The organism is Bacillus sp. SRB_8 (assembly GCF_003264205.1).
Taxonomy (GTDB): Bacteria; Bacillota; Bacilli; order Bacillales; family Bacillaceae_G; genus Bacillus_A; species Bacillus_A mycoides.
This window is the reverse complement of record NZ_NADT01000004.1, coordinates 142,101-166,378: the sequence shown is the minus strand read 5'-3', so window position 1 is coordinate 166,378 and position 24,278 is coordinate 142,101. Positions and strand designations below refer to the sequence as shown.

General features: G+C 36.8%; 19 protein-coding genes and 2 pseudogenes. 7 read left to right on the top strand and 14 right to left on the bottom strand.

What is annotated here, in order from left to right; genetic code table 11:
* Positions 1 to 76: 76 nt before the first annotated feature.
* The 7 genes from rpoE to B5P40_RS02950 form a co-directional block, all read right to left on the bottom strand.
* Positions 77 to 610, bottom strand: a complete 534-nt coding sequence (gene rpoE, locus B5P40_RS02980) for a DNA-directed RNA polymerase subunit delta (RefSeq protein ID WP_113708815.1) — start codon at positions 608 to 610, stop codon at positions 77 to 79.
* A gap of 165 nt (positions 611 to 775) precedes the next feature.
* Entirely contained in the window at positions 776 to 1,405 is a 630-nt protein-coding gene (locus tag B5P40_RS02975; RefSeq protein WP_002034889.1) for a TetR/AcrR family transcriptional regulator, read from the bottom strand.
* A gap of 64 nt (positions 1,406 to 1,469) precedes the next feature.
* Positions 1,470 to 2,609, bottom strand: a complete 1,140-nt coding sequence (gene acdA, locus B5P40_RS02970; protein ID WP_113708814.1) for an acyl-CoA dehydrogenase AcdA — start codon at positions 2,607 to 2,609, stop codon at positions 1,470 to 1,472.
* 22 nt (positions 2,610 to 2,631) lie between these two features.
* Entirely contained in the window at positions 2,632 to 3,762 is a 1,131-nt protein-coding gene (locus B5P40_RS02965; RefSeq protein WP_113708813.1) for an acyl-CoA dehydrogenase, read from the bottom strand.
* Positions 3,763 to 3,834: 72 nt separating this feature from the next.
* Positions 3,835 to 4,686, bottom strand: coding sequence for a 3-hydroxybutyryl-CoA dehydrogenase (locus B5P40_RS02960; RefSeq protein ID WP_113708812.1), 852 nt, complete (start codon positions 4,684 to 4,686; stop codon positions 3,835 to 3,837).
* A gap of 49 nt (positions 4,687 to 4,735) precedes the next feature.
* The gene (locus B5P40_RS02955; RefSeq protein ID WP_113708811.1) at positions 4,736 to 6,019 is read right to left on the bottom strand and encodes an acetyl-CoA C-acetyltransferase; all 1,284 of its coding nucleotides are present in this window, start codon (positions 6,017 to 6,019) and stop codon (positions 4,736 to 4,738) included.
* A gap of 9 nt (positions 6,020 to 6,028) precedes the next feature.
* On the bottom strand, positions 6,029 to 8,140 hold the full coding sequence (locus tag B5P40_RS02950) for a (Fe-S)-binding protein (protein ID WP_002130078.1): 2,112 nt from the start codon (positions 8,138 to 8,140) through the stop codon (positions 6,029 to 6,031).
* Positions 8,141 to 8,532: 392 nt separating this feature from the next.
* Here B5P40_RS02950 and cls point away from each other — a divergent pair, with 392 nt between their 5' ends.
* The 3 genes and pseudogenes from cls to B5P40_RS02935 all read left to right on the top strand — a co-directional run.
* Entirely contained in the window at positions 8,533 to 9,726 is a 1,194-nt protein-coding gene (gene cls / locus B5P40_RS02945; protein WP_002089773.1) for a cardiolipin synthase, read from the top strand.
* A 33-nt stretch (positions 9,727 to 9,759) separates the two neighbouring features.
* On the top strand, positions 9,760 to 10,713 hold the full coding sequence (gene uvsE, locus B5P40_RS02940; RefSeq protein ID WP_078176160.1) for a UV DNA damage repair endonuclease UvsE: 954 nt from the start codon (positions 9,760 to 9,762) through the stop codon (positions 10,711 to 10,713).
* Positions 10,714 to 10,852: 139 nt separating this feature from the next.
* Positions 10,853 to 13,519, top strand: a pseudogene (locus tag B5P40_RS02935) (DUF4084 domain-containing protein); the annotation flags it as partial.
* 17 nt (positions 13,520 to 13,536) lie between these two features.
* On the opposite strand, the gene papR reads toward B5P40_RS02935, so the two are convergent.
* Together papR and B5P40_RS02925 are read right to left on the bottom strand one after the other, a co-directional pair.
* Positions 13,537 to 13,683 carry a quorum-sensing peptide PapR gene (papR, locus tag B5P40_RS02930; RefSeq protein WP_002191302.1) on the bottom strand — a complete coding sequence of 49 codons (147 nt, stop codon included), beginning with the start codon at positions 13,681 to 13,683 and terminating at the stop codon, positions 13,537 to 13,539.
* Between the two features lie 146 nt (positions 13,684 to 13,829).
* Entirely contained in the window at positions 13,830 to 14,693 is an 864-nt protein-coding gene (locus tag B5P40_RS02925; RefSeq protein WP_002191303.1) for a helix-turn-helix domain-containing protein, read from the bottom strand.
* A gap of 410 nt (positions 14,694 to 15,103) precedes the next feature.
* Here B5P40_RS02925 and B5P40_RS02915 point away from each other — a divergent pair, with 410 nt between their 5' ends.
* Entirely contained in the window at positions 15,104 to 15,427 is a 324-nt protein-coding gene (locus tag B5P40_RS02915; protein ID WP_002138995.1) for a bacillolysin, read from the top strand.
* Between the two features lie 12 nt (positions 15,428 to 15,439).
* Here B5P40_RS02915 and B5P40_RS02910 read toward each other — a convergent pair whose 3' ends face one another.
* Genes B5P40_RS02910 through B5P40_RS02895 form a run of 4 tightly spaced genes read right to left on the bottom strand, consistent with a single transcriptional unit; the run spans position 15,440 to position 18,803 of the window.
* Positions 15,440 to 16,042, bottom strand: coding sequence for a response regulator transcription factor (locus B5P40_RS02910; protein ID WP_002089785.1), 603 nt, complete (start codon positions 16,040 to 16,042; stop codon positions 15,440 to 15,442).
* Complete coding sequence (locus tag B5P40_RS02905; protein ID WP_002191304.1) at positions 16,039 to 17,169, bottom strand: sensor histidine kinase; 1,131 nt, start codon at positions 17,167 to 17,169, stop codon at positions 16,039 to 16,041. The genes B5P40_RS02910 and B5P40_RS02905 overlap by 4 nt, the downstream gene beginning before the upstream one ends.
* On the bottom strand, positions 17,170 to 17,904 hold the full coding sequence (locus tag B5P40_RS02900; RefSeq protein ID WP_002184514.1) for an ABC transporter permease: 735 nt from the start codon (positions 17,902 to 17,904) through the stop codon (positions 17,170 to 17,172).
* A complete protein-coding gene (locus tag B5P40_RS02895; protein ID WP_002184513.1) occupies positions 17,901 to 18,803 on the bottom strand; it encodes an ABC transporter ATP-binding protein in 903 nt (300 codons plus the stop codon). Before B5P40_RS02895 ends, B5P40_RS02900 begins: the two co-directional genes overlap by 4 nt.
* Positions 18,804 to 18,960: 157 nt before the next feature.
* On the opposite strand from B5P40_RS02895, the gene map reads away from it, so the two are divergent.
* The 3 genes and pseudogenes from map to B5P40_RS02880 all read left to right on the top strand — a co-directional run.
* Entirely contained in the window at positions 18,961 to 19,755 is a 795-nt protein-coding gene (map, locus tag B5P40_RS02890; RefSeq protein ID WP_002184512.1) for a type I methionyl aminopeptidase, read from the top strand.
* Positions 19,756 to 20,301: 546 nt separating this feature from the next.
* Positions 20,302 to 21,699 carry a M28 family metallopeptidase gene (locus tag B5P40_RS02885; RefSeq protein WP_113708902.1) on the top strand — a complete coding sequence of 466 codons (1,398 nt, stop codon included), beginning with the start codon at positions 20,302 to 20,304 and terminating at the stop codon, positions 21,697 to 21,699.
* Between the two features lie 334 nt (positions 21,700 to 22,033).
* Positions 22,034 to 22,209: pseudogene (locus tag B5P40_RS02880) on the top strand (type I methionyl aminopeptidase); the annotation flags it as partial.
* A 189-nt stretch (positions 22,210 to 22,398) separates the two neighbouring features.
* On the opposite strand, the gene B5P40_RS02875 reads toward B5P40_RS02880, so the two are convergent.
* Positions 22,399 to 24,278 (bottom strand): Cna B-type domain-containing protein (locus tag B5P40_RS02875; protein WP_181462928.1); only part of this gene is annotated, 1,880 nt, incomplete at its 5' end.

Below are 24,278 nucleotides of genomic sequence, written 5' to 3'. Positions count from 1 at the left end.
CACTTTAAAAGTATTATCGTCTTTTTTTAAAGAGCCCAAAAATGATTCTACATGGACGATAATGAAAAGTCAAGAACTACCGCTCTTCCTCTTCTTCAGTTTCATCATACTCAAGTTCTTCTTCTGCGAAGTCTTCATTATCTTCTTCTAAATCATCAAGATCATCATCTTCATCATCTGCGTCTTCGTCTTCAAGAACTTTGTCCAAATCTACTACATCTTCTTCTACATCTTCTTCTACTTCTTCTTCTACTTCTTCTACATCATCTTCTTCAATGTAGTCGTCAAAACCGTCTTCTTCAACTTTGCGTTTCTTCTTCGGTTTTGGCTGAGGCAGAATTTCTTCATCAATTTGCTCATATGGGTACCAGCTACGTAGCCCCCAACGATTTTCTCCTAAATTAATGAAACGTCCATCGATGTTTAAATCTGTATAAAATTGTGCGAGTTTCGTATTAACTTGCCCTTGAGATAGTCCCAGCACTTGAGCGATTTCTTGAACCAACTCGTTGAATGTCGTTGCTTGTCTTTTATTCCCTAAAACACTATGTACAACTTCAATCATTGAACATTCTTTTAGCTCTTCTGGTGAATATTGCTTAAAACCCACTTATGCGGCACTTCCTTTCTTCAAATATAAGCTTATATATAACGGTCTGCTTAAAAAAATCCATACTATTCATTATAAACAAAAGTCGCACAAATATGCTACAAAAAAAACGGGAAACTTTTATCGCGCTATTTACGGGCAATAAAATTATAATTTGTCCATTCTTTATTTCGGAGACATATGTGCTCCTTGCAGTACATACCTAATTTGCATTTCTGTATATTCTTCGAGAGTATACAGTTTTTGCAGGGCCCAACGTCTAAATCCCCACATTTGTCCTTGTATGAAAATATTATGTGCAAGAAGCTGTATTTCCTTTTTATTTAGTGTAAATGTCCCATTTTCCGTACACTGCTCTAAAATATCCTCAAACATCCCGACCATTTGAAACTCTTTTTCTAATACATATGGGAGTGATTCTTTCGGTAAAAAACGTACCTCTTGATACATAATTAATACTTCTTCTTGCAATTCATCCATCACTTTAAAATAATTCATTATCGCTATCTTTAAGCTTTCTATACTTCCCTTCTCTGTACACACTACTTCCTCTAACCGCTCTTTTACATGTTCATAAATACTATCACAAACTAAATATAATACATCATCTTTTGTGCGAATATACTCATAAAGTGTTCCGATACTAAATCCAGCCGCTTTCGCAATTTCTCTCGTTGTTGTACGCGGGAATCCTTTTTGCTTAAACAGCTGTACCGCACCTTTAATCATTTGTTCACGTCTTAACGCAACTAATTTTTCATCTTTCACTGACGCATGTACATTATGTTTAACCATCCCTTCACCTCTCTCTATTATTTTTGGAAGTAAAAAGCGTAGGAAAATACCTACGCTTTTGTTCCTACTTCGTTAACATACGAGAAATTACAAGCCTTTGAATCTCTTGTGTTCCCTCATATATTTGTGTAATCTTTGCATCGCGCATATAACGCTCTACTGGATAATCTTTCGTATAACCATAACCACCAAATACTTGTACCGCTTCAGTCGTTACCTTCATCGCTGTATCACCTGCAAATACTTTTGACATCGCTGACTCTTTCCCATACGGAAGCCCTTCAGATTCAAGCCAAGCCGCTTGATATGTTAAAAGACGCGCTGCCTCTACATCCGTTGCCATATCCGCAAGTTTAAAGCCAATTCCTTGTTGCGCCGCAATTGGCTTCCCAAACTGATGACGTTCTCTTGCATATTCTACAGAAGCATCTAAAGCGGATTGTGCAATACCGACTGCTTGTGCCGCAATACCATTACGGCCGCCATCTAATGTCTGCATCGCAACTTTAAATCCTTGGCCCTCTTCCCCTAGTAAATTCTCTACAGGAATACGGCAGTCTTCAAATATAATTTCAGTTGTTGGCGAAGAACGAATCCCTAGCTTACTTTCCTTCTTCCCAACCGAAAATCCTAGCGTATCACTCTCCACAATAAATGCACTCGTGCCGCGCTGCTTCGAATCAGGATCTGTTAATGCAAAAACAACATAAATATCAGCAATACCGCCATTTGTAATAAAAATTTTCGAACCATTTAAAATGTAATGGTCTCCATCTCGTTTTGCAGTCGTCCTCATTCCACCAGCATCTGATCCAGAGCTTGGTTCTGTTAAGCCATATGCACCAATTTTCTTCCCTTCAGCCATTGGGCGCAAAAACTTTTGTTTTTGCTCTTCCGTTCCAAATTTAAAAATTGGCCATCCAGCAAGTGAAGTATGTGCAGACAACGTTACACCTGTAGAAGCACAAACGCGGGATAATTCTTCAACGGCAATTACATACGCCAAGTAATCGCTTCCAATTCCGCCGTATTCTTCAGGCCACGGAATACCGGTTAAACCAAGATCTGCCATTTGATCAAATAAAGCGCGATCAAATCGCTCTTCCTCATCACGCTCTGCTGCTGTCGGTGCTACTTCATTCCTCGCAAAATCCCGAACCATTTTTCTTATCATTTCATGTTCTTCTGATAATTTAAAATGCATTCCCGTCTCCCCCTCTGCCTTTTTATAAAGCTCGACTAATTACAAGCTTTTGTATTTCGCTCGTTCCTTCATATATTTGTGTGATCTTCGCATCACGGAAAAATCTTTCTACTGGATAATCTTTCGTATAACCATAACCACCAAATACTTGCACCGCTTCAATCGCAACTTCAACAGCCGTCTTAGAAGCAAATAATTTCGCAATAGAAGCTTCTTTACCGCATGGTAATCCTTGTGCTCTTAGCGATGCTGCTCTGTATACAAGTAATCGCGATGCTTCTACACTTGTTGCCATATCTGCAAGTTTGAATCCGAGTCCTTGCTGCGCCGCAATTGGCTTTCCGAATTGCTCACGCTCTTTCGCATAATCAATCGCACATGCAAGCGCCGCTTCCGCGATTCCTAATGCTTGCGCTCCGATTCCAATTCGCCCAACATCTAAATTCGCCATTGCCACCTTAAATCCTTGTCCTTCTTCACCAAGTAAATTCTCGGCCGGCACTTTCATATCTTCAAACGTAAGTTGCACTGTACGAGAACCAAGAAGACCCATCTTATGCTCATCTTTTCCAATGATTAAGCCTGGTGTATCTTTCTCTACTATAAATGCTGAAATCCCGCTTTTCCCCGCATCTGGATTTGTAGACGCGAAGACGATATATGTACTTGCTTCACCACCATTTGTAATAAAGACTTTCGATCCATTAATGATGTAGTGATCGTCTTTCTTTACAGCTCTTGATTTCAAACTACCTGCATCTGATCCTGCATTCGGTTCTGTTAGAGCAAATGCGCCTAAATATTCACCAGTCGCCAGTTTAAAAACATATTTCTGCTTCTGTTCTTCTGTTCCGAAGTATAAAATCGGATTCATTCCAACTGACGTATGTACAGCCAAAATTACACCAACCGTTGCACTTACCTTTGAAATTTCCTCAATTGCTAGAATGTAAGAAATAAAATCCATTTCTGCCCCGCCATATTTTGCAGGCGCTGGAATACCCATTAGTCCAAGCTCACCCATCTTTTGCAAAATCTCTTTCGGGAACACCCCTTGTTCCATACTAGGAACAAAGGGAGCTATTTCCTTCTGCGCAAAATCTCGAACCATTTTCCTCATCATTTGTTGCTCTTCAGTAAAATGAAAATTCATGTACTTCGCCTCCGTTTGCTATATATCTTCTTAACAATTTGGTCAGACCACTACTTTAATAAAGGGAGGAATTTATTCGTAAACGTAGAAACCACGACCCGTTTTACGTCCTAACCATCCTGCATTCACATACTTACGTAATAATGGACATGGGCGATATTTACTATCTCCTAATCCTTCATGCAACACTTCCATAATGTATAAACACGTATCTAAACCGATAAAGTCAGCTAACGTAAGTGGTCCCATCGGATGATTCATACCGAGTTTCATTACTTCATCAATCGCTTCTTTCGTCGCCACTCCTTCGTATAACGTATAAATCGCTTCGTTAATCATCGGTAATAAAATACGGTTCGATACAAACCCTGGGAAATCATTTACTTCAACTGGCACTTTCCCGATTTTTTTCGTAATATCCTCAATCGTTTCGTACACTGCATCACCTGTAGCTAAACCACGAATAATTTCAACGAGTTTCATAACTGGAACTGGATTCATAAAGTGCATGCCGATTACTTTCTCAGGACGTTTCGTTACCGCTGCAATTTCCGTAATTGGTAACGATGACGTATTCGTCGCTAAAATTGCGTGTTCTGGAGCGATTTCATCTAAATTCGCAAAAATTTTCTTTTTAATATCCATTTTTTCAACAGCTGCTTCAATAATAAGATCAGCTTCTTTGACACTATTTAAATCGAGCGTCCATGTAAGACGATTTAAAGTCGCATCTTTCTCTTCTTCCTTCATACGGCCTTTTTCTACTTGGCGGGCTAAATTTTTCGAAATAACAGCTAGCCCTCTATCTAATTGCTCTTGCTTTAAATCTTGCACTTTCACATCATAGCCTGCCATTGCACACACTTGTGCGATACCTGAACCCATTTGCCCTGCACCAATTACAACAATCTTTTGTACACTCATTTTTTCTTCCCCCTTAATTGTTAATAAACTATATATCTTCTAATCTTAATTAGTGAACCTCAATCATCACTGCATCACCTTGACCGCCACCGCTACAAATAGAAGCAATTCCAATTCCGCCGCCGCGCTGCTTCAGTGCATGGATAAGTGTAACGATAATACGTGCTCCGCCCGCTCCAATTGGATGCCCCATTGCTACAGCACCGCCATTCACATTCAATTTTTCCGGATCGATCCCTGCGATTTCTGTACTTGCAATTGCTACAGCCGCAAATGCCTCATTGATTTCAAATAGATCTATGTCTTCAATTGTCTTACCTGTCTTTTTCAGCAATTCATTAATTGCATAACCTGGCGTTCTTGGGAAATCCTTCGATTCTACCGCAATCGCTGTATGCGCCAAAATTGTCGCTAATGGTTTTCTTCCTTCTTGCTTCGCTCTGTCCTCGCTCATTAATACAAGTGCAGCACCGCCATCATTTAGTCCCGGAGCATTACCTGCTGTCACCGCTGACGTCTTATCAAATACAGGCTTTAATTCCGCTAATTTTTCAATCGTTGTATCCGCGCGTGGCGCCTCATCCTTAGCCACGACGATAGGATCGCCTTTTCTTTGCTGAATTGTTACTGGTACAATCTCCTCTTCAAAACGCCCTTCTTTATGTGCCGAAACCGCACGTTGATGGCTACGATATGCCCATTCATCTTGTGCTTCGCGAGAGATTCCATCTTCCTTCGCAACTTCTCCGCCATAAACACCCATGTGTATACCTGAAAATGCGCATGTTAAACCGTCTGCAACGTTTAAATCGATAACTTCGTTGTTACCCATTCTGTATCCCCATCTTGCCCCTCGTAAAATGTAAGGGCTGTTACTCATCGATTCCATTCCACCAGCTACAATCAGTGATTGATCACCAGTACGAATAATTTGATCTGCTAACGTAACTGCGCGAAGCCCTGATGCACAAACTTTATTTATTGTTTCTGTCTGCACTTCCCAAGGAATGCCGGCCGCTCTTGCTGCTTGGCGTGATGGAATTTGTCCTTGCCCTCCTTGGATAACCGTTCCAAATATAACTTCTTCAACATCACTAGCGGAAACATTCGCCCTTTCAAGCGCTGCCTTAATTGCGATTCCTCCAAGCTCTGTTGCTTTCACGTCTTTTAAAGTTCCTCCAAATTTTCCAACCGGTGTTCTTGCAGCACTTAAAATAACTGTTTTACTCATGTTTCTTTCCCCCATTTCTTTTTTTAGCACCGAGCGCTCGCTCGGTATCCTTGCGCCTAGAAGAGGTGCAATTATTGCACCTCTTTCTAAATTTGAATGCATTCCTACAAACTACATTGCTTCTTTCTTCTGTCCGATAACTGAGCGTTCTAAAATCTCTGTTACGTCCAAAGTTTGAACTGTTTCTTCAACTTCTTTCGCTTTCGTGCCGTCACTAATCATCGTTAAGCAATACGGGCATCCTGTACCGATAATTGACGGCTGTACAGCTAGCGCTTGTTCTGTACGAGCAACGTTAATACGAGAACCTGTCGTTTCTTCCATCCACATTAGGCCGCCACCCGCACCACAGCACATTCCCGTTTCACGGTTACGCGCCATTTCTACAAGGTTTACACCTGGAATTGCTTTTAGAATATCGCGCGGCGCTTCGTATACCTCGTTGTATCTTCCTAAGTAACAGGAATCATGGTACGTAACTGTCTCTTCAATAGAATGGACAGGTTTTAAACGACCTTCCTTCACCCACTGGGCTAGTAATTCTGTATGATGATAGACTTCTGCTTGTAAGCCAAAGTCCGGGTACTCATTTTTAAAAGTGTTATAAGCATGAGGGTCAATCGTAACGATTTTCTTCACTCCTGCTTTTTCAAATTCTTCAATATTTTTAGTCGCCATTTCCTGGAATACAAATTCATTTCCAAGGCGGCGCGGTGTATCACCAGAGTTCTTTTCCTTGTTACCAAGAATTGCGAATGAAATGCCTGCTTCGTTCATTAGCTTCGCAAATGATATCGCAATCTTCTGACTGCGATTGTCATACGAACCCATTGATCCAACCCAGAATAAGTATTCAAACTCTTCGCCAGCTTTTGATTTCTCCTTTACAGTTGGAACTGTTACTTCATCGTCACCTTGGCGCCATGTTTCACGCTCTTTACGGTTCAGTCCCCACGGATTACCTTGACGCTCAATGTTTGTCATTGCACGCTGCGCTTCCGCGTCCATTTTTCCTTCTGTTAAAACGAGATAGCGGCGTAAATCAATAATTTTGTCAACATGCTCATTCATAACTGGGCACTGGTCCTCACAGTTACGACACGTTGTACATGCCCAAATCTCTTCTTCTGTAATAACGTCCCCGATTAAACTTGGGTCGTACGCTAGCGCTGTAGCCGCTGATTCTTGTTGTCCTTTTCCAGCTGCCATCATCGCTAACTGATTTCCTTGTGTATTATTAAAAGCAACAACTGGAACCCACGGTGCTTTTGATGTTACCGCTGCTCCTTTATCAGTTAAATGATCACGAAGTTTTAAAATTAAATCCATCGGTGATAACATTTTCCCTGTTCCTGTTGCCGGACACATATTTGTACAACGACCACATTCGACGCAGGAATATAAGTCGATAAGTTGATTTTGTCTAAAGTCTTCAATTTTACCAACACCGAATGTTTCTTGCGTTTCATCTTCAAAATCGATTTTTTCAAGTTTTCCTGGATTTGAAAGACGACCAAAAAACACGTTAACTGGTCCAGCAATTAAATGCGCATGTTTTGATTGTGGAACATAAACTAAAAACGTTAACAAAATTAGTAAATGCACCCACCAAGAGAAATAGAACACTGAAATGGCTACGGTTTCATTTAATCCCGAGAAAACGTAAGCGATTGCAGAAGCGATAGGTTCACTCCATGAAAGCTCCTCGCCGTGCCATATAATTCCCATCCCATTACCAAGTAGCACAGAAATCATTAAGCCACCAATAAAGATAAGAACAAGGCCTGATTTAAAATTACGTTTCAAACGAACAAGCTTTTCAATATAGCGTCTATGAAAAGCCCAAAAGACTGCAATTAAAATAACGAGTGTGACAATTTCCTGGAAGAATGTAAATGCAGGGTATAGTGGTCCAAGTGGAAGATGCGATCCTGGTGCAAGTCCTTTCCAAACGAAGTCAATTGCTCCAAATTGGACAAGAATAAATCCGTAAAAGAACATAACGTGAATGATGCCGCTCTTTTTATCTTTCAGCAGCTTTTTCTGACCGAAAACATTGACCTTAAGAAGATCCCAACGCTCTTTAAAACGACGGTCAAATTCGATCTTTTTTCCTAATTGTATGTAGGCCATCCTTGTTCGTATAAGATATACAAACAAATACCCCGCATAAGCAATAACAGCAATGGCAGCCAGCCAATTAATGATTAGTAAGCTATTCATTTTATGCTACCCCTCTCTTTGTAAGCTCTCTTTCTTTTTTAGAATCTTCGAAAATATATAATTTTCTGAATTATATCCCCTATTCCCATTATATAATGAGTGAGCATTCAGTCAACAGTTTTTTGTTATACAACAACACATTTTTTAATAAAGCTGTTTATTTCGGTGAAACTATAAAGTGAAACTTTAATCAGTAGGGAGCTGTTTATTCCCTACTGATTATTAGCCCTCACCAATCTGGCTTTTACGGGGCGGCCCGAATCCCAACCAACTTCTTTGCTTTAACCCAATTTTGAGGTGGGAGTCTTACTGCCCGCAAATAGCGGGATACAGTGAAATTTTGATTTGTAAAAAATTGATGGTGAAAAGACCGTGAAGGAGGGAATTTACTTATGTTTTTCTTATCTCTCTTGTTATTAGGCAGCGCTCTCTGGATTACAATCGACCTTTCATATGGGAGAATTGTTCATTTAAAGCGTGTACGTTCTCGTTCTTTCCCTTTACGTCAAAGTGATTTTCGCCTTTATACATACGGAAATGATCTATACGATGCTCTCTTTACTGATATAAAACAAGCTAAACACCATGTGCACGTTTTATTTTTTATTGTAAAAAACGATGATATAAGTCGTACGTTTTTAAAGTTACTTATCGATAAAGCACAAGAAGGAATTGAAGTAAGACTTTTACTCGACCGGTTTGGAAGTCATTATTTATCAAAAGAAGCGATTTACTCGCTACAAAAGCATGGTGTCTCTTTTTCATTTTGTCATAAAGTGAAATTTCCTTTTCCTTTCTTTTCTGCAAATCAAAGAAACCATAGAAAAATTACAGTTATTGACGGGAAAATTGGTTATATTGGTGGATTTAACATTGGCGAAGAATATTTAGGGCATAATCAAAGGTTAGGGTTATGGCGAGATTATCATTTACGTCTTACAGGAGAAGGGATACAAGATTTACAAAAACAATTTTTACATGATTGGCTCGACGATACAGACCAAAATTTATTAGATTCATCTCTTTATTTTCCTATGCAACAACCAGGGACCATTCTACATCGTTTCATCCCTACTGATGGTGCCTATTTACAAAATACATTTTTACATTTAATCGAAAGCGCGAAAAAAGAACTCTTTATCGGTACACCATATTTTATCCCTGGAAAAAAAATTATGAATGCATTATTAAAAGCGCGAAAACGTGGGGTTCAAATAACTATTCTCGTTCCACAAAAAGCTGATCACGCCCTCGTTCGAGAAGCAAAATTCCCATATTGCCGAAAGTTAATACAAGCTGGTTGTAATATTTACGCTTTTCAGCAAGGATTTTTCCACGCAAAAATTATTATAGTAGACGATCATACTTGTGATATCGGAACTGCTAATTTCGATATGAGAAGTATATATATTAACCATGAAATCAATTGCCTTTTATACGATAAACATTTCATACAAGAAGTAAAACGTAAATTCGAGGAAGATTTGGAACGCTCCTTATTACTTTCCTTCGAAGATGTCAATCCTCTCTCCATTATCGATAGAGGAAAGGAATGGATAGGAACGATACTCGCGTTCTTTTTATAGAGAAATTTCAAGGGCCAAGGAGGTGCATCACATATGATAATTCGATTTGGATATGTCTCACATGCTACGGCATTATGGGACTGTTCGCCTGCCAAAACAATGACATTTACAAGCTGGAAAAAGCTAAAAAAACAAGAGCGTGAAGATAAATTATATAATGTTACACTGCAAAATCTAGAACATACAATACGCATCCTTCATTACAATATTGCACACGAAATTCCATTATATCGTTTATCATCTTCTATCGTTCCGCTTGCAACACATCCTGAAGTTGAATTTGATTACATTCAAATATTTGCTCCACTATGGCGTAAAATAGGAGCATTAATTCAAGAACACAATTTACGCGTAAGTTTTCATCCCAACCAATTCACACTATTTACAAGCGACAAACCACATATTACAACTAATGCTATTACAGATATGACCTATCATTATAATGTGTTAAATGCTATGGGAATTGCAGATTCTTCCTACATTAATATCCATGTAGGTGGCGCGTATGGAAATAAGGAAAAGGCAATCGAACGTTTTCATGAAAACATACAAAAACTTCCATTCCATGTGAAAAGACAAATGACTCTTGAAAATGACGATAAAACATATACAACTTCTGAAACTTTGGCTATTTGTCAAAAAGAGCAAATCCCTTTCGTGTTCGATTATCATCACCACATAGCGAACCTTTGTAATGAACCGCTAGAAGAATTACTTCCTATGATATTTAAAACTTGGTCACATACAAATGTCCTTCCTAAAGTTCATATTTCTTCTCCTAAATCCGAAAAAGAATTTAGAGCTCACGCAAATTATATTGATTTAGAGTTTATTAAACCTTTTTTACACATTACAAAAAAAATTGATCATGATTTCGATATTATGATTGAAAGTAAACAAAAGGATTTAGCACTTCTTCAGTTAATAGATGAAATCTCTTCTATAAGAGGGATAAAAAGAAAAAATGGCGCAACGTTACAATGGTAAATTGTAACGTTGCGCTATTTTTTTCAAAAAAAAGTAATTTTTATAGTAAAAAACATCCCCGTTTGTATGCTATTATTTAGATTAGCATTTTCCCCTGAGATTCAACCTTATTGAAACGGAGTCATAATATGATTAATCAAAAAAATATGTACAATTTGTCATGATGTATATAATTATATTTTCTCTTTGGATATTCCTTATCCCTAAGGATTTAAATATAAAAGAAATTGGAATTCTCTTCTTATTTTGTTTTGCTGCACTCTTTTCTTGCTATTGCTTATATAAAGCGATTAAAAAAATGAAGCGCGGTGACAAACTATTTTGGGTTTTAGTACTATGCACTTGCCTATGTGGATTGACAATGGAGATAACTTTATTTCTTCATTCACTTTCTATATATGATCAAGTCATATTCTCATATAAGGCGTTGCCCTTTTTCATCGTACAATATATTTTACTCTTCTCTGGCTTTGCTATAAAGTTCATAAAACATTACTCTATTAGAGGCCTTGCTCAATTTTCATTCGATAGCATATTCATTATTATTATGAATATTTATTTTACCTTAACCTTTATTTTAGATATTTCAAGCTTTCGTATGTTAACAAAGGACACGTGGATTTTGATTGGGTATTTTATCGCACAATCATTAGTAATTTACGCCGTTATTAGCCTATATAGAAGAGAACGGTATTCTTCTAGTAGAATCTCATTAATTATTGGCTTTACTATCATACTTGTGTACGGATATATACATCTATTCCAATTAAACACGGGAATGGGAACTTCTTCTGAAGTCTCTTATTTAATACATACTGCTTCGATTTTACTAATCGGTTTATCGTCCATACTGTACATTTTGGATAAACCAATGCAACATGAAACGAAAACGAAATATTATCGATTCGATTATGTACGCTTTATATTACCTTATTTTAGTATAATCATTACTTTTTCCTTTGTTGTTATTCAACCTTGGGATGATAAGTTCATGCTAATCGGTCTCGTATTATCACTAGTATTATTATTCCTACGACAACTTTACATGTGGAGAGATAATCAAGTATTAATCGATACGTATGAACAGTTGACTACACAACTAGAAGACAACGTTGAAGAAGGCGTATCTGCCCTATCAAAAAGTGAACAACGTTATAAATCTTTATTCGAAGATCATCCTGATGCTGTTTTTTCTTTAAATATGAACGGGATTTTTCAACAATCTAATAAGGCTTGTGAAAGTTTATTTACAGCCTATTATTGTGAAGTAACAAGCTATTCTCTTAAACACTTCATTGATCCACAAGATCATGAATTATTGAAGAAATCTTTACAAATTACAAAAGAAGGTAGACCACAAACTCTAGAAATTCGTACAAAAGAAAAAGAAGGTTATTATTATCACCTTCACATTACATTCATCCCTATTTTTATAAATAAAGAAGTTGTTGGGATGTTTGGTATCGCACGTGATATTACAACTTTATATGAAAAACAAAAGCAAGTAGAGCATATGGCTTTCCATGATGCACTTACAGGACTACCGAATCGACGGAAATTCGAAAAAGATTTAAAAACGATTTTAAATCTAGCTCAAAACAACACTAATGACGTTGCAGTTATGTTCCTCGACCTAGATCGATTTAAAAAAATTAACGATCGACTCGGCCATGATGTCGGGGATTTATTATTAATTGAAGTAGCAAAAAGATTACGTGGATGTTTACGTTCAAAAGATATCGTTGCCCGCCAAGGCGGAGATGAATTTACGATTCTATTACCAGATATGTACTCTGAAAAAAGTGCTTCTTTTATAGCTGAACAAATTTTAACTATTTTAAATAAGCCTTACTTTATTAAAGATGAAGAACTTTCTATTACACCGAGTATCGGAATTGCAATGTACCCTGACTATGGAACCGATGTAACCGAATTAATAAAAAATGCAGATATGGCTATGTATCGAGCAAAAGCTAATGGGAAAAATAGATTCATTTTCTTCTCAAAAGAAATGAGTATTGCACAAAATGAAATACACTTCCTAGAAGGTGAACTTTCAAAAGCTCTGCAACAAAATGAATTTTTCCTTGAATATCAACCGCAAGTAAATACAAAAACAAAACAAATTATCGGTTTTGAGGCATTAGTTCGCTGGAAACATCCAAAACTCGGGATTGTATCGCCTGCCCAATTCATTCCTCTAGCAGAGGAAACAGGATTTATTATTGAACTTGGCAATTGGATTTTACGTACCGCCTGCTTAGAAGCAAAAAAGTGGCATAACCAAGGATTTTCTCACTTAAAGGTTGGTGTAAACTTATCTGTTGTTCAATTTAATCACGCATATTTAATATCAACTATTTCAAAGGTCTTGGAAGAAACAGAACTAAAGCCGGAAGCGCTAGATATTGAGATTACAGAAAGTATCGCAATTAATCAAAATCATTCTGTAATTGCTAAACTAGAAGAACTGCAAAATCTCGGTATCCAAATTTCAATTGATGACTTTGGAACTGGTTATAGTTCTTTAGCTTATTTAACGAAATATCCAATCAATACATTAAAAATTGCTCGAGAATTTATTTGTGGAATTACAAATAGCCCTTTAGAAGAAGCGATTATCGCTTCCATTATTAAGCTATCGAAAGAATTAAATTTAGAGGTTATTGCGGAAGGTGTAGAAACAGAAGAACAATGGAAGTTTTTACATGAACAAAACTGTGACCATATTCAAGGATTCCTCTTTAGCAAACCTGTTTCTAGTAAAGATGTTTGGATGTTACTCCACAAAAAAACAACCGTCTAAGTAAGACGGTTGTTTTTTTAATGTTCAAATGGTAAATCTGAAGCTAATTGTACCTCTTGATCATTATAAGAAATTACTTGGCTTTTCTCTAAAGCTGTATCTCCTAATGAAATACCCCATGCCATTGCTAACGTTAATAGACTACCAATAAGTAGTTTTTTCATATTCCATCACCCACATTGTTTTCTTATAATATATCATGAAAATTTATCCACAATTTATGCAATTATGCATACCCATTTTTTGGGATACCATTACTTTTGGCGGATGTAACTTACGAAATATAGCATTATACATATTTCAAATCATTTTAATTTAAATACTTCTTCTTTTTTAATAAAGTTTCTTTGTACGAATGTAAATCTAATAAATCAAAGAAGAAAGACGCTTTTTTATACACTTCTTTAATATCATCTGATGAACACTCTAATTTCTCAAGGCACTCGCCCTTTTGATAATACAATTGACCGATTAATTCCATACTTCCCATATAACGAGAAGCTTCGATCGCTTCATTTACTTGGTACAATGCTTCTTCAAACTGATCACTCAAATATAAAGCTTTTGCATAATTGTATCGAACTTTAACTGTGAATGCCTCATTATTATGTAGCGATTCTAACTGTTCTAAAATAGCTCGAAATGAAGTTATTGCCCTATCTAATTGATTATTTTCTGCACAAATACTTGCAATAGAATTTTCAATATATAAATTTTGAAATACATCTATCCCTCCGTATGATTGATGTACAATTTTTTTTAACTCTAAAATGCAATATTCAAAATTAATTTTCTGTAAAACATATGCAGATAAGTAATAGTACCAAAGAAGAAACTGATTAAATTCTGGATGAAACTTTTCTTTTTTTAATTCATTTGAAACAACGCTATAAATTTCAGCATATTGTTTCTTCTTACTCAACATTTGAATTCTATCTTTAAATAACTTTTTTCTTTCAATATCAGAATAAATAAGTACCTCATAAAAGTGAATAATAGGAACTTGTAATTTCGCTGCAATACCTTGCAATATATCCATACTTGGGTATACCGCGCCTGATTCAATTCGGCTCACTTCCGATTGATGACATATATTATCGGATAACTGTTTTTGTGTTAATCCCCTCATCGCCCTAATTTTCTTTATTTCACTTCCTAATTTTTCTGCGTGCATACTTACTCACCATCCCATTATAACAATCTAATTTTTTCAAGTTGTCATACCACTACAATAATGTGCATTCGACAATTTTTGATATGAAATAATGCATAATATATATAAAATTCGGCAAATTCCTCATACAATTCATCTCGCATAATATAATAGACTAGTAATTTTATAGATAAATTATAGAAAATTTGCCCGTGCTTTCGTTACATTCGGTCTTCTTTATCCTTTATCAGCAGAAGCTATTCACACCCAAGAACTAGATAGAAATGAAGTAAACGTTGAAATTGCTCAGCCTAGTTTAACGATTTAAAAATTAACACAACCTCAAAATGATACAAAAATATATGCCGAAAAAGTATTTAAAGGGTGAGATAAATGAGGCTAAAGCTCAACAAGAGTGAGTGACAACTGAAATGAATGTAGATTCCCAACCTACAAATAAAGAAACAAAAGAAAGTCAAACCGAAGTTCGCCTTGCACAAACTTACGAAAATTATAAAGTATATGGCCAAGATCTTATTGTAAAAGTAGATAAAAATGGAGTAATTACAACTGTTAGTGGTAAAGTTGTCCAAAATTTAGACCAACAACCTAATCTTACTATAACAAATTTTTTGTCGAAAAATGAAGTAAAATCTAAATTACGCGATATACTTCAAATTCTGAGCGATGCGACTGCGACGAAACTCTCTATTGAAATACTTGTTTATAAGAAAAAAGAAGTTTACCACTCGTAGGTAAACTTCTTTTCATATCCATCCCTTTTCTTCTGCAATTGTAATTGCCTCAATTCTATTTTTCGCTTCCAGTTTTGCTAATACTTCCGAAATATAATTACGCACTGTACCAGGCGAAAGATAGAGCATCTTAGCAATTTCATTTGTAGTCTTTCCTTCTTTCGCAAGTACCAGCACTTCTTTTTCACGATCTGATAGCGGATTTTGTTCCTGCCATAAGCCAAACATTAGCTCCTGCGAAATTTCTCGCTTCCCTTTCATGACATTTCGAATTGCTGAAGCTAAGTCCTCGCTTGGGCTATCCTTTAATAAATACCCGTGAACACCAGTTTTCATTGCCCGTTCAAAATAACCTGGTCGTGCAAATGTTGTTAAAATCATTACTTTACAAGGTGACTTTTCCTTCTTCAGCGCTTCAGCAACATCTAAACCACTTTGAATCGGCATTTCAATATCCATAATACTTATATCAGGCCTTAGCGATTCGATTAATTTTAACGCCTCTTCCCCATTCGCAGCCTGACCAACTACTTCAATATCATCCTCTAGATCAAGCAGGGCTCCTAACGCACCACGAAGCATTCGCTGATCTTCTGCAATAATAATTCGAATCATGCCCTCACCTCATCTTTTCCTGTTCTAATAACAACTGGTACTTTTACTATTAATAGTGTCCCTGGATTTATCGTATTTAGTTCAACAAACCCATCAATAAGGGCGATCCGCTCCTTCATACCGCGAATACCGTTTCCATCATGATTTTGATTTTCCAAACCTACGCCATTATCCTCTACTTTCAAAATCAGTTCACCTTGCGATTCTAATACAGATACAATGCACTCCGTCGCCTTACTATGCTTTACAATATTCGTAACTGCCTCACGTAAACACATTCCTAAAATATTTTGTTCAATTGGTGATAACGAACTAGAATTAGCTTCTTGCTTTACCTCTAATTCAATATTAGCCGCTTGTAAAATTGCTTTTATTTGCTCAAGTTCTTCTTCCACTGTAATCATACGCATATCAGAAATTAACTCGCGCAGTTGTTTTAAAGCAGTACGAGATGTTTGTGTAATCTCCTTCGCCTCTATACTTGCGCGTTCTGGATTCATCACAATCAATTTCTCCACAAGCTGACTCTTTAAAGTAATAAGAGATAACGTATGCCCTAACGTATCATGAAGATCTCTTGCGATTCGCTGACGTTCTTCACGTTTTACTAAGTCTTTAATTTGTTCGTTTGCTTCGTTTAGTTGATTTTTTAACATCTTTTTTTGATTAAAATTACGCATTCCAAATGGCGTAAGAAGCATTAAAATAAACATTGGAACTATATTCACTAAATTTGTAGTTGTTAAATGCTTAAAATATACGAATATAAAGGCCCCAAGCATTGTAATCAACAGTCCTAACAACACTCGAAATACTTTCTTACTTGGCGCAAAGCCCATCGCACTTGCCGTGAAAAAACCAAAAAATATCATAAAAGCATTATAAAATAAGGCAAATAAAAAGATGAGTACCATTTGAATACATGCCCATAAAATGAACGTCTTATTAACAAAATAAAGTTGACGGTATGTGATAATAAAAAGCACCAACATACCGCTCCCTATCCCAAGTTTCCACCCTGATACCTGCGTTAGATGGTAAATCGGAAATAACAGATACACTAACCACATATACGGGAAGAAACCCATCTGTTTCGGAAAAACTTCAAACCTCTTCTTCTCTATCATTTATACCGCTTCCTGTCTTTTTCTTATATATATTGATACTACAACAAATATAAGGAAATAACCTCCTAGTACCGCGATATTTTCCCAACCAACTGATTTCCCAGCTACAATGTCCCATGCACCGCTTCCAAAGTGGTATGTTGGTGTCCATTCACCAATAGATCTTAATATTTTCGGGAACACTTCAATTGGCATCCATAATCCACCGATTACAGCCAGACTCATATTTAAAATATTGGCTAAACCAGCTGCTGCATCCGCCTTCTTAATTGAACCTATTACTGTTCCAAGGGCTAAAAATGGTGTCACGCCTAGTAATAGCCATAATCCTGCACCAATCCATTGGCCTATCGTTAACTCAACATTATTAATTAATATTCCTGCCATAAAAATAACTAAGATTGAAAAAGCATTCACTACTGTTTGAGCAATAATTTTAGCTGCTAAATATGCTCCCTCTGGAAGCGGTGTAATTTTTAACAAATGTGTCCATCCTTGCCCTTTTTCCTGAGAAAGTCTCACACCGAAACTAAAAAGGGCAGTCCCTACAATACTGAAAGTCGCCATTGAAATTAAATAATGTGCTTTCCATGCATCTCCGTTTTGCGGGACTTGAACAACATTTGTAAAGATGTAATAAAACATAACTGGCATTAATAATGAGAAAAAGATGAATAATTTATTGCGGAACGTACGTAAAACCTCTATTTTACATTGCATCCATAATGCTCTCATGCGATTCCCTCCTTCTGATTTGCAACAAACTGTTCAAATGCTTCATCGAGGCTTCCACGTTCAACTGAAACGTCTGTTACAGGTAGATTCCTCTGATAAATTGCTTGTAAAGTGGCATCTGTATCTTCCGTCGTTAAAGTGAAGCGCCCTTCATTTGACTGTACTTCTGTTACATGCGGTAAGTCCTTTAGTAAACTCTTAGGAATTTTCTCTTTCGAATAAAACGAGATTGTTTTTCGAGAAATAGTCGCTTTCATCTCATCTGGTGTGCCATCTGCGATAATCTTTCCGTTCGCAAATAATAAAATTCGATCTGCTAGCGCATCCGCTTCTTCTAAATAATGTGTTGTTAAAATAATCGTTTTCCCTTCACTTGCTAATTTTCTAATCGTTTCCCAAAACGTTTTTCGAGATGTTATGTCCATCCCTACAGTTGGTTCATCTAAAAATAACAACTCTGGATTCCCTGCAAGTGCCAGCGCAAAATTTAACCTTCTTTTTTGACCGCCCGATAATTTCTCACATCTTTGCTTTCTTTCTGGTTCTAAGTTTGACAACTGCAGTAATATTTCTTTCTCTACAGGATTCGTATAATAACTACGGAATAACTCAATTGCCTCTTCTACCGTGATACTATCAATCACACTTACTTCTTGTAGCATCGCACCAAGGCTATTACGAACATCTCTATGCTTCGGACTCTTTCCAAATATAGAGACATTCCCCTCTGTCGGATCTTTTAATCCGAGCATCATTGAAATTGTCGTTGTTTTCCCCGCACCATTTGGACCGAGTAATGCTACTATTTGCCCTTTATTTACATGAAATGAAACGTTATTTACTGCTTTTTTATGTTTAAATGTTTTAGAAACACCATTTACTTCAATAATCTTTTCCATCTCTCCACCCCCGCCGTTTCTTATATTTACATTGTATGTGTTGGAAAAGTTAGGAAACAGTATGATGCGTCATGACATCCATATGACAATTGTCATGTATTCTTTGTGAGAGGAATCAACCCGCATACTGCAAGCGAGTAGCAGGAGCAAAATAAACATGATACAATCGGATAAGATATATATTCGAGGAAGGACAGTGGTTTTCATGATTATTCGTAATGAACAAGATTTAGAAGGTTTACGAAAAATCGGCCGCATCGTTGCACTTGCACGCGAAGAAATGAAACAACAAGCGAAGCCAGGTATGACAACGAAAGAGCTTGATTTAATTGGTAAAAAAGTATTAGATGAGCACGGTGCTATATCAGCACCTGAAAAAGAATATAAATTCCCAGGTGTAACTTGCATTAGTATAAACGAAGAAGTTGCTCACGGTATTCCAGGAGATCGTGTATTAAAAGAAGGCGACTTAGTAAACGTAGACGTATCAGCAGCACTTGACGGTTATTATGCAGATACAGGTATTTCATTTGTTCTTGGTGAAGACGAAAAAAAAGAAAAGCTATGCCAAGCTGCGGTAGATGCGTTTTGGGAAGCAATGAAAAAAATAAAAGCTGGATCAAAACAAAACCAAATTGGTCGTGCTGTTTCTAACTTTGCACATAAAAATGGATACAACGTTATTCAAAACTTAACTGGTCACGGCATTGGGCTTAGCTTACACGAGGCTCCAAATCATATCTTAAGCTACTATGATCCAATGGATAATGCACTTCTAAAAGATGGTCTTGTTATCGCTGTAGAGCCATTCATATCTATGAAAGCAGATCATATTATTGAGCGCGGGGATGATGGTTGGACATTCGTTACACCTGATAAAAGTCTTGTTGCACAATGTGAGCATACAATCGTTGTAACACGTGGCGAACCGATTATCTTAACCGAAATATAATAAAAAGCAGCTGTTTTGTAGATTCCTGTTACTGAAACGGCTGTTTTTTATTATTTTTATGCATGTAAAAGCTTATATAAATAAAAAGGTGGTGCATCAAAGCATCACCTTCTTAACGGGGTGAGGCTGTCCAAAAGTACGGAAAACTCTTGAACAGCCTCGTATTTTCATATGGATGCCTTACATATATCACTGATGATAATTATGAAATGCGGAAACATAGTTACCATCACATGATTCAAACATGAGAAAAGAAACCCTATAACGGATTCCTTTTCCCTACATAATCTAAAGTTTGGGTACACTAGATTCATGCAATGTAGGAGCCTTCAGAACAGAAAGCAAACCTTCATTTAGAATGATAGCATACATATACTCACTAAAAATATGCAAATATACATATAGCGTTTCTTATCCCACTCATTAACGTTTTACTTTATTTCTCAATGTTAATAGATTGAAATTTCAGAAATCCAAGAGTAAAATAAAGTCGTTATCCGTCTTCTTTTGTCAGTCAGAGAGAATAGAAGAATGGGAGAGGAAAAAATGAGAAAATCACTGAAACAAAAAATAGTAAGCTCCTTGCTTACTGTATCACTCGCCTTTAGCTTAGCTCCAATTGTTCAAGCAAAAGCTGATTCTACATCAGAAATTACACAGGCCCCATCTATTACAAAACAAGTTGATGCAAGCCGCGCCATCGAACATATCCGTTTCTTATCCGAGACAATCGGTCCCCGCCCTGGTGGTACAAAATCAGAAGAATGGGCTTCTCGCTACGTTGGTATGCAGCTTAAATCAATGGGATATGAAGTAGAATATCAGCCCTTTCAAGTACCGGATCAATACGTTGGATTTATCGAATCACCATTATCCACAAAACGTAATTGGCAAGCTGGCGCTGCTCCCAATGCACTAATTTCTACAGCAGCTATCACAGCACCACTTATCTTCGTTAAAAATGGAACAAAATTAGATGAAATTCCGAATGAGGTTAGCGGAAAAATTGTTTTATTCGAACGAGGTGCAACAGTAGCGGATTATAATAAGCAAGTTGAAAATGCTGTTAGTAAAGGGGCAAAAGGGGTTCTTTTATACAGTTTAATTGGAGGACGCGGAAACTATGGACAAACTTTCAATCCTCGCTTAACGAAAAAACAATCCGTACCTGTATTTGGCCTTGCTTACGCTCAAGGGAATGCATTTAAAGAAGAAATTGCGAAAAAAGGAACAACAATCCTTTCTTTAAAAGCTAGACACGAATCTAATTTAACATCACTAAATGTCATTGCAAAAAAGAAACCAAAAAATAGTACAGGTAATGAAAAAGCAGTCGTTGTAAGTTCGCACTATGATAGCGTCGGTGGCGCACCTGGTGCCAATGATAATGCTTCTGGGACTGGATTAGTATTAGAATTAGCTCGTGCTTTTCAAAATGTAGAAACTGATAAAGAAATTCGCTTTATTGCTTTCGGTTCCGAGGAAATGGGTTTACTCGGTTCGGGTTATTATGTGAATAGTCTATCTCAAAAAGAACGTGACCGTATTTTAGGTGTCTTTAATGCTGATATGGTGGCAACAAATTATGATAAAGCAAAGAATTTATACGCTATGACTCCTGATGGTTCTACAAACCTTGTAACGGATGCCGCTTTACAAGCAGGTAAACAATTAAATAATGATCTCGTTCTTCAAGGAAAATTCGGTTCTAGTGATCACGTGCCATTTGCTGAAGTGGGTATTCCCTCCGCTCTATTTATTTGGATGGGTGTCGATAGCTGGAATCCATTAATCTATCATATCGAAAAGGTATACCATACACCTCAAGATAATGTATTCGAAAACATTTCACCTAAACGTATGAAAATGGCATTAGAGGTCATTGGAACCGGTGTCTATGATATCCTTCAATCTAACGTGAAAGCAGGACAAAAAGCTGCTTAATACTATTTCCAAGCTACCGATTAATCGGTGGCTTTTTATTAAGGAAAAATAAATATGTATAAAAACATGTTTATTACATGGCATTATCATATAGAATAAAAAATTGCAAAATATGCATAATAGCATATTTATTACATGGTATTACCATGTAGAATAAAAATTGTAATAATAGTGATTACGTCTAATAAAGAGGCTTTTCCATTATGAAAAAATTATTCTTGCAGGTGCGTTAACTTTAACTTGAATTTCAGGAACTAATGCCTTTATTCCTGAAACAAACGCTGCTGCAGCTACTCAAGAACAAAGCTTTACAGAATACTATTTCTAAATTCGCCATAAAAATGGCCATACAGTCATCCAAAACTTAATGGAACATGGTCATTGATCTTAAATTACATGAGATACCACACCGCATTCTAAGCTTATGGTCCAATGGATAATAGACTTCTTAAAACCGGTTTTGTTATCGCTTTAGAGCCGCTTATCTCTATGAAAGCTGACCATATTATTGGGCTGCCGATTGAGTCCAACTTGAAACTGTTCTCTTTTTCTATAAAAAAACCCTTCAGGTTGCATTCTTCTCTTCACTTTATCGTGAAGTTTTTTGAATACTTACCTAAAGGGCGTAATATCAATAGTAATTTTTCAACTTGTCTGCTACTCAGATTACGGTTTAATCAATAATCTAAAGCTCTTTTATTATTTTATTAGCTGACGAGCAAATAGAATTCCACCTAAAAGGAACAATACCATACCGCCAAGAATTGAAATCGTTTCTGCTGATGTTCCTCCTGTGTTAGGAAGTAATGTTGGCTTATCATTTTCTGTAGTAGGTGGAACTTTTGAATCGCTATTTTTGTCTGTATTTGTGTTTGGATCTGTGCTCGGATCTTTTGGATCTGTGCTTGGATCTTTCGGATCTGTGCTTGGATCTTTTGGATCTACACCTGGTTCGTCCTTGATTTTTGTATTCGTGATGTCATAACCATTTACTTCGGATTTGTATCCCGCTACTGGTTGTTCTTTCACTTCATACTTGTACGCTACTCCGTTTGCATCATATACTTGTAGTTTTTCAAACGTGTACTTCCAGTTTGTTGCCACGCTTACTTCTTTCGTGTCAATCACTTTTCCATTTTGTAATAAGTCTACTTTGATGGATACTGGACGATCTATTGCGTTATTATCATCCCAAACTTTCTTACCACTGATTTCTGTTGTTTCTGTATTTTTGTAAGTGTTCGTAATTGTTGTTCCGTCTACTTTTGTTTCATATCCATTTACTTTTACTTCACTTACTGTGTACTTGAACTCGTTTCCTTTTTCATCGTACTTTGGTAGATCTTTGAAGCTGAAATTCCAGTTGCCTTCTTTATCAGCTTTCACTTCTTGCTTGTTAAACTCTTTACCATTTTGAAGCAATTGAACCGTAATACTTTCTGGGCGTGTGTTGAACTTGTTGTTGTAGTCTTCCCAGACTTTCTTACCACTAACTTCAGTTGTTTCTGTATTTTTGTAAGTGTTCGTAATTGTTGTTCCGTCCACTTTTGTTTCATAGTCTTTCACTTTTACTTCACTTACTGTGTACTTGAACTCATTTCCTTGTCCATCGTACTTTGGTAGATCTTTGAAGCTGAAATTCCAGTTGCCTTCTTTATCAGCTTTCACTTCTTGTGTTTGGAACTCTGTTCCATTTTGAAGCAATTGAACCGTAATACTTTCTGGGCGTGTGTTGAACTTATTGTTGTAGTCTTCCCAGACTTTCTTACCACTAACTTCAGTCGTTTCCGTATTTTTGTAAGTGTTCGTAATCGTTGTTCCGTCTACTTTTGTTTCATATCCGTTTACTTTCACTTCACTTACTGTGTACGTGTATGCATTTCCTTGTCCATCATACTTTGGTAGGTCTTTGAAGCTAAAATTCCAGTTGCCTTCTTTATCAACTTTCACTTCTTGCTTGTTAAACTCTTTACCATTTTGAAGCAATTGAACCGTAATACTTTCTGGGCGTGTGTTGAACTTGTTGTTGTAGTCTTCCCAGACTTTCTTACCACTTAGTTCTGTTTTGTCCGTATTTTTATAAGTGTTCGTAATCGTTGTTTCGTCTACTTTTGTTTCATATCCGTTTACTTTTACTTCACTTACTGTGTACGTGTACGCATTTCCTTGTCCATCATACTTTGGTAGGTCTTTGAAGTTAAAATTCCAGTTGCCTTCTTTATCAGCTTTCACTTCTTGTGTTTGGAACTCTGTTCCATTTTGAAGCAATTGAACCGTAATACTTTCTGGGCGTGTATTGAACTTGTTGTTGTAGTCTTCCCAGACTTTCTTACCACTAACTTCTGTTTTGTCCGTATTTTTGTAAGTGTTCGTAATCGTTGTTCCGTCTACTTTTGTTTCATATCCGTTTACTTTTACTTCACTTACTGTGTACGTGTACTCGCTTCCTTGCTCATCGTACTTTGGAAGATCCGTGAAACTAAAGTTCCAGTTGCCTTCTTTATCAGCTTTCACTTCTTGTGTTTTAAATTCTGTTCCATTTTGAAGCAATTGAACTGTGATGCTTTCTGGGCGTTTAC

Bases quoted from the DNA above. Each gene is read 5' to 3' on its own strand.
- B5P40_RS02975 (WP_002034889.1), bottom strand. From the start codon at position 1,405: ATGGTTAAACATAATGTACATGCGTCAGTGAAAGATGAAAAATTAGTT.
- acdA (WP_113708814.1), bottom strand. From the start codon at position 2,609: ATGCATTTTAAATTATCAGAAGAACATGAAATGATAAGAAAAATGGTT.
- B5P40_RS02965 (WP_113708813.1), bottom strand. From the start codon at position 3,762: ATGAATTTTCATTTTACTGAAGAGCAACAAATGATGAGGAAAATGGTT.
- B5P40_RS02960 (WP_113708812.1), bottom strand. From the start codon at position 4,686: ATGAGTGTACAAAAGATTGTTGTAATTGGTGCAGGGCAAATGGGTTCA.
- B5P40_RS02955 (WP_113708811.1), bottom strand. From the start codon at position 6,019: ATGCATTCAAATTTAGAAAGAGGTGCAATAATTGCACCTCTTCTAGGC.
- B5P40_RS02950 (WP_002130078.1), bottom strand. From the start codon at position 8,140: ATGAATAGCTTACTAATCATTAATTGGCTGGCTGCCATTGCTGTTATT.
- cls (WP_002089773.1), top strand. From the start codon at position 8,533: ATGTTTTTCTTATCTCTCTTGTTATTAGGCAGCGCTCTCTGGATTACA.
- uvsE (WP_078176160.1), top strand. From the start codon at position 9,760: ATGATAATTCGATTTGGATATGTCTCACATGCTACGGCATTATGGGAC.
- papR (WP_002191302.1), bottom strand. From the start codon at position 13,683: ATGAAAAAACTACTTATTGGTAGTCTATTAACGTTAGCAATGGCATGG.
- B5P40_RS02925 (WP_002191303.1), bottom strand. From the start codon at position 14,693: ATGCACGCAGAAAAATTAGGAAGTGAAATAAAGAAAATTAGGGCGATG.
- B5P40_RS02915 (WP_002138995.1), top strand. From the start codon at position 15,104: ATGAATGTAGATTCCCAACCTACAAATAAAGAAACAAAAGAAAGTCAA.
- B5P40_RS02910 (WP_002089785.1), bottom strand. From the start codon at position 16,042: ATGATTCGAATTATTATTGCAGAAGATCAGCGAATGCTTCGTGGTGCG.
- B5P40_RS02905 (WP_002191304.1), bottom strand. From the start codon at position 17,169: ATGATAGAGAAGAAGAGGTTTGAAGTTTTTCCGAAACAGATGGGTTTC.
- B5P40_RS02900 (WP_002184514.1), bottom strand. From the start codon at position 17,904: ATGAGAGCATTATGGATGCAATGTAAAATAGAGGTTTTACGTACGTTC.
- B5P40_RS02895 (WP_002184513.1), bottom strand. From the start codon at position 18,803: ATGGAAAAGATTATTGAAGTAAATGGTGTTTCTAAAACATTTAAACAT.
- map (WP_002184512.1), top strand. From the start codon at position 18,961: ATGATACAATCGGATAAGATATATATTCGAGGAAGGACAGTGGTTTTC.
- B5P40_RS02885 (WP_113708902.1), top strand. From the start codon at position 20,302: ATGAGAAAATCACTGAAACAAAAAATAGTAAGCTCCTTGCTTACTGTA.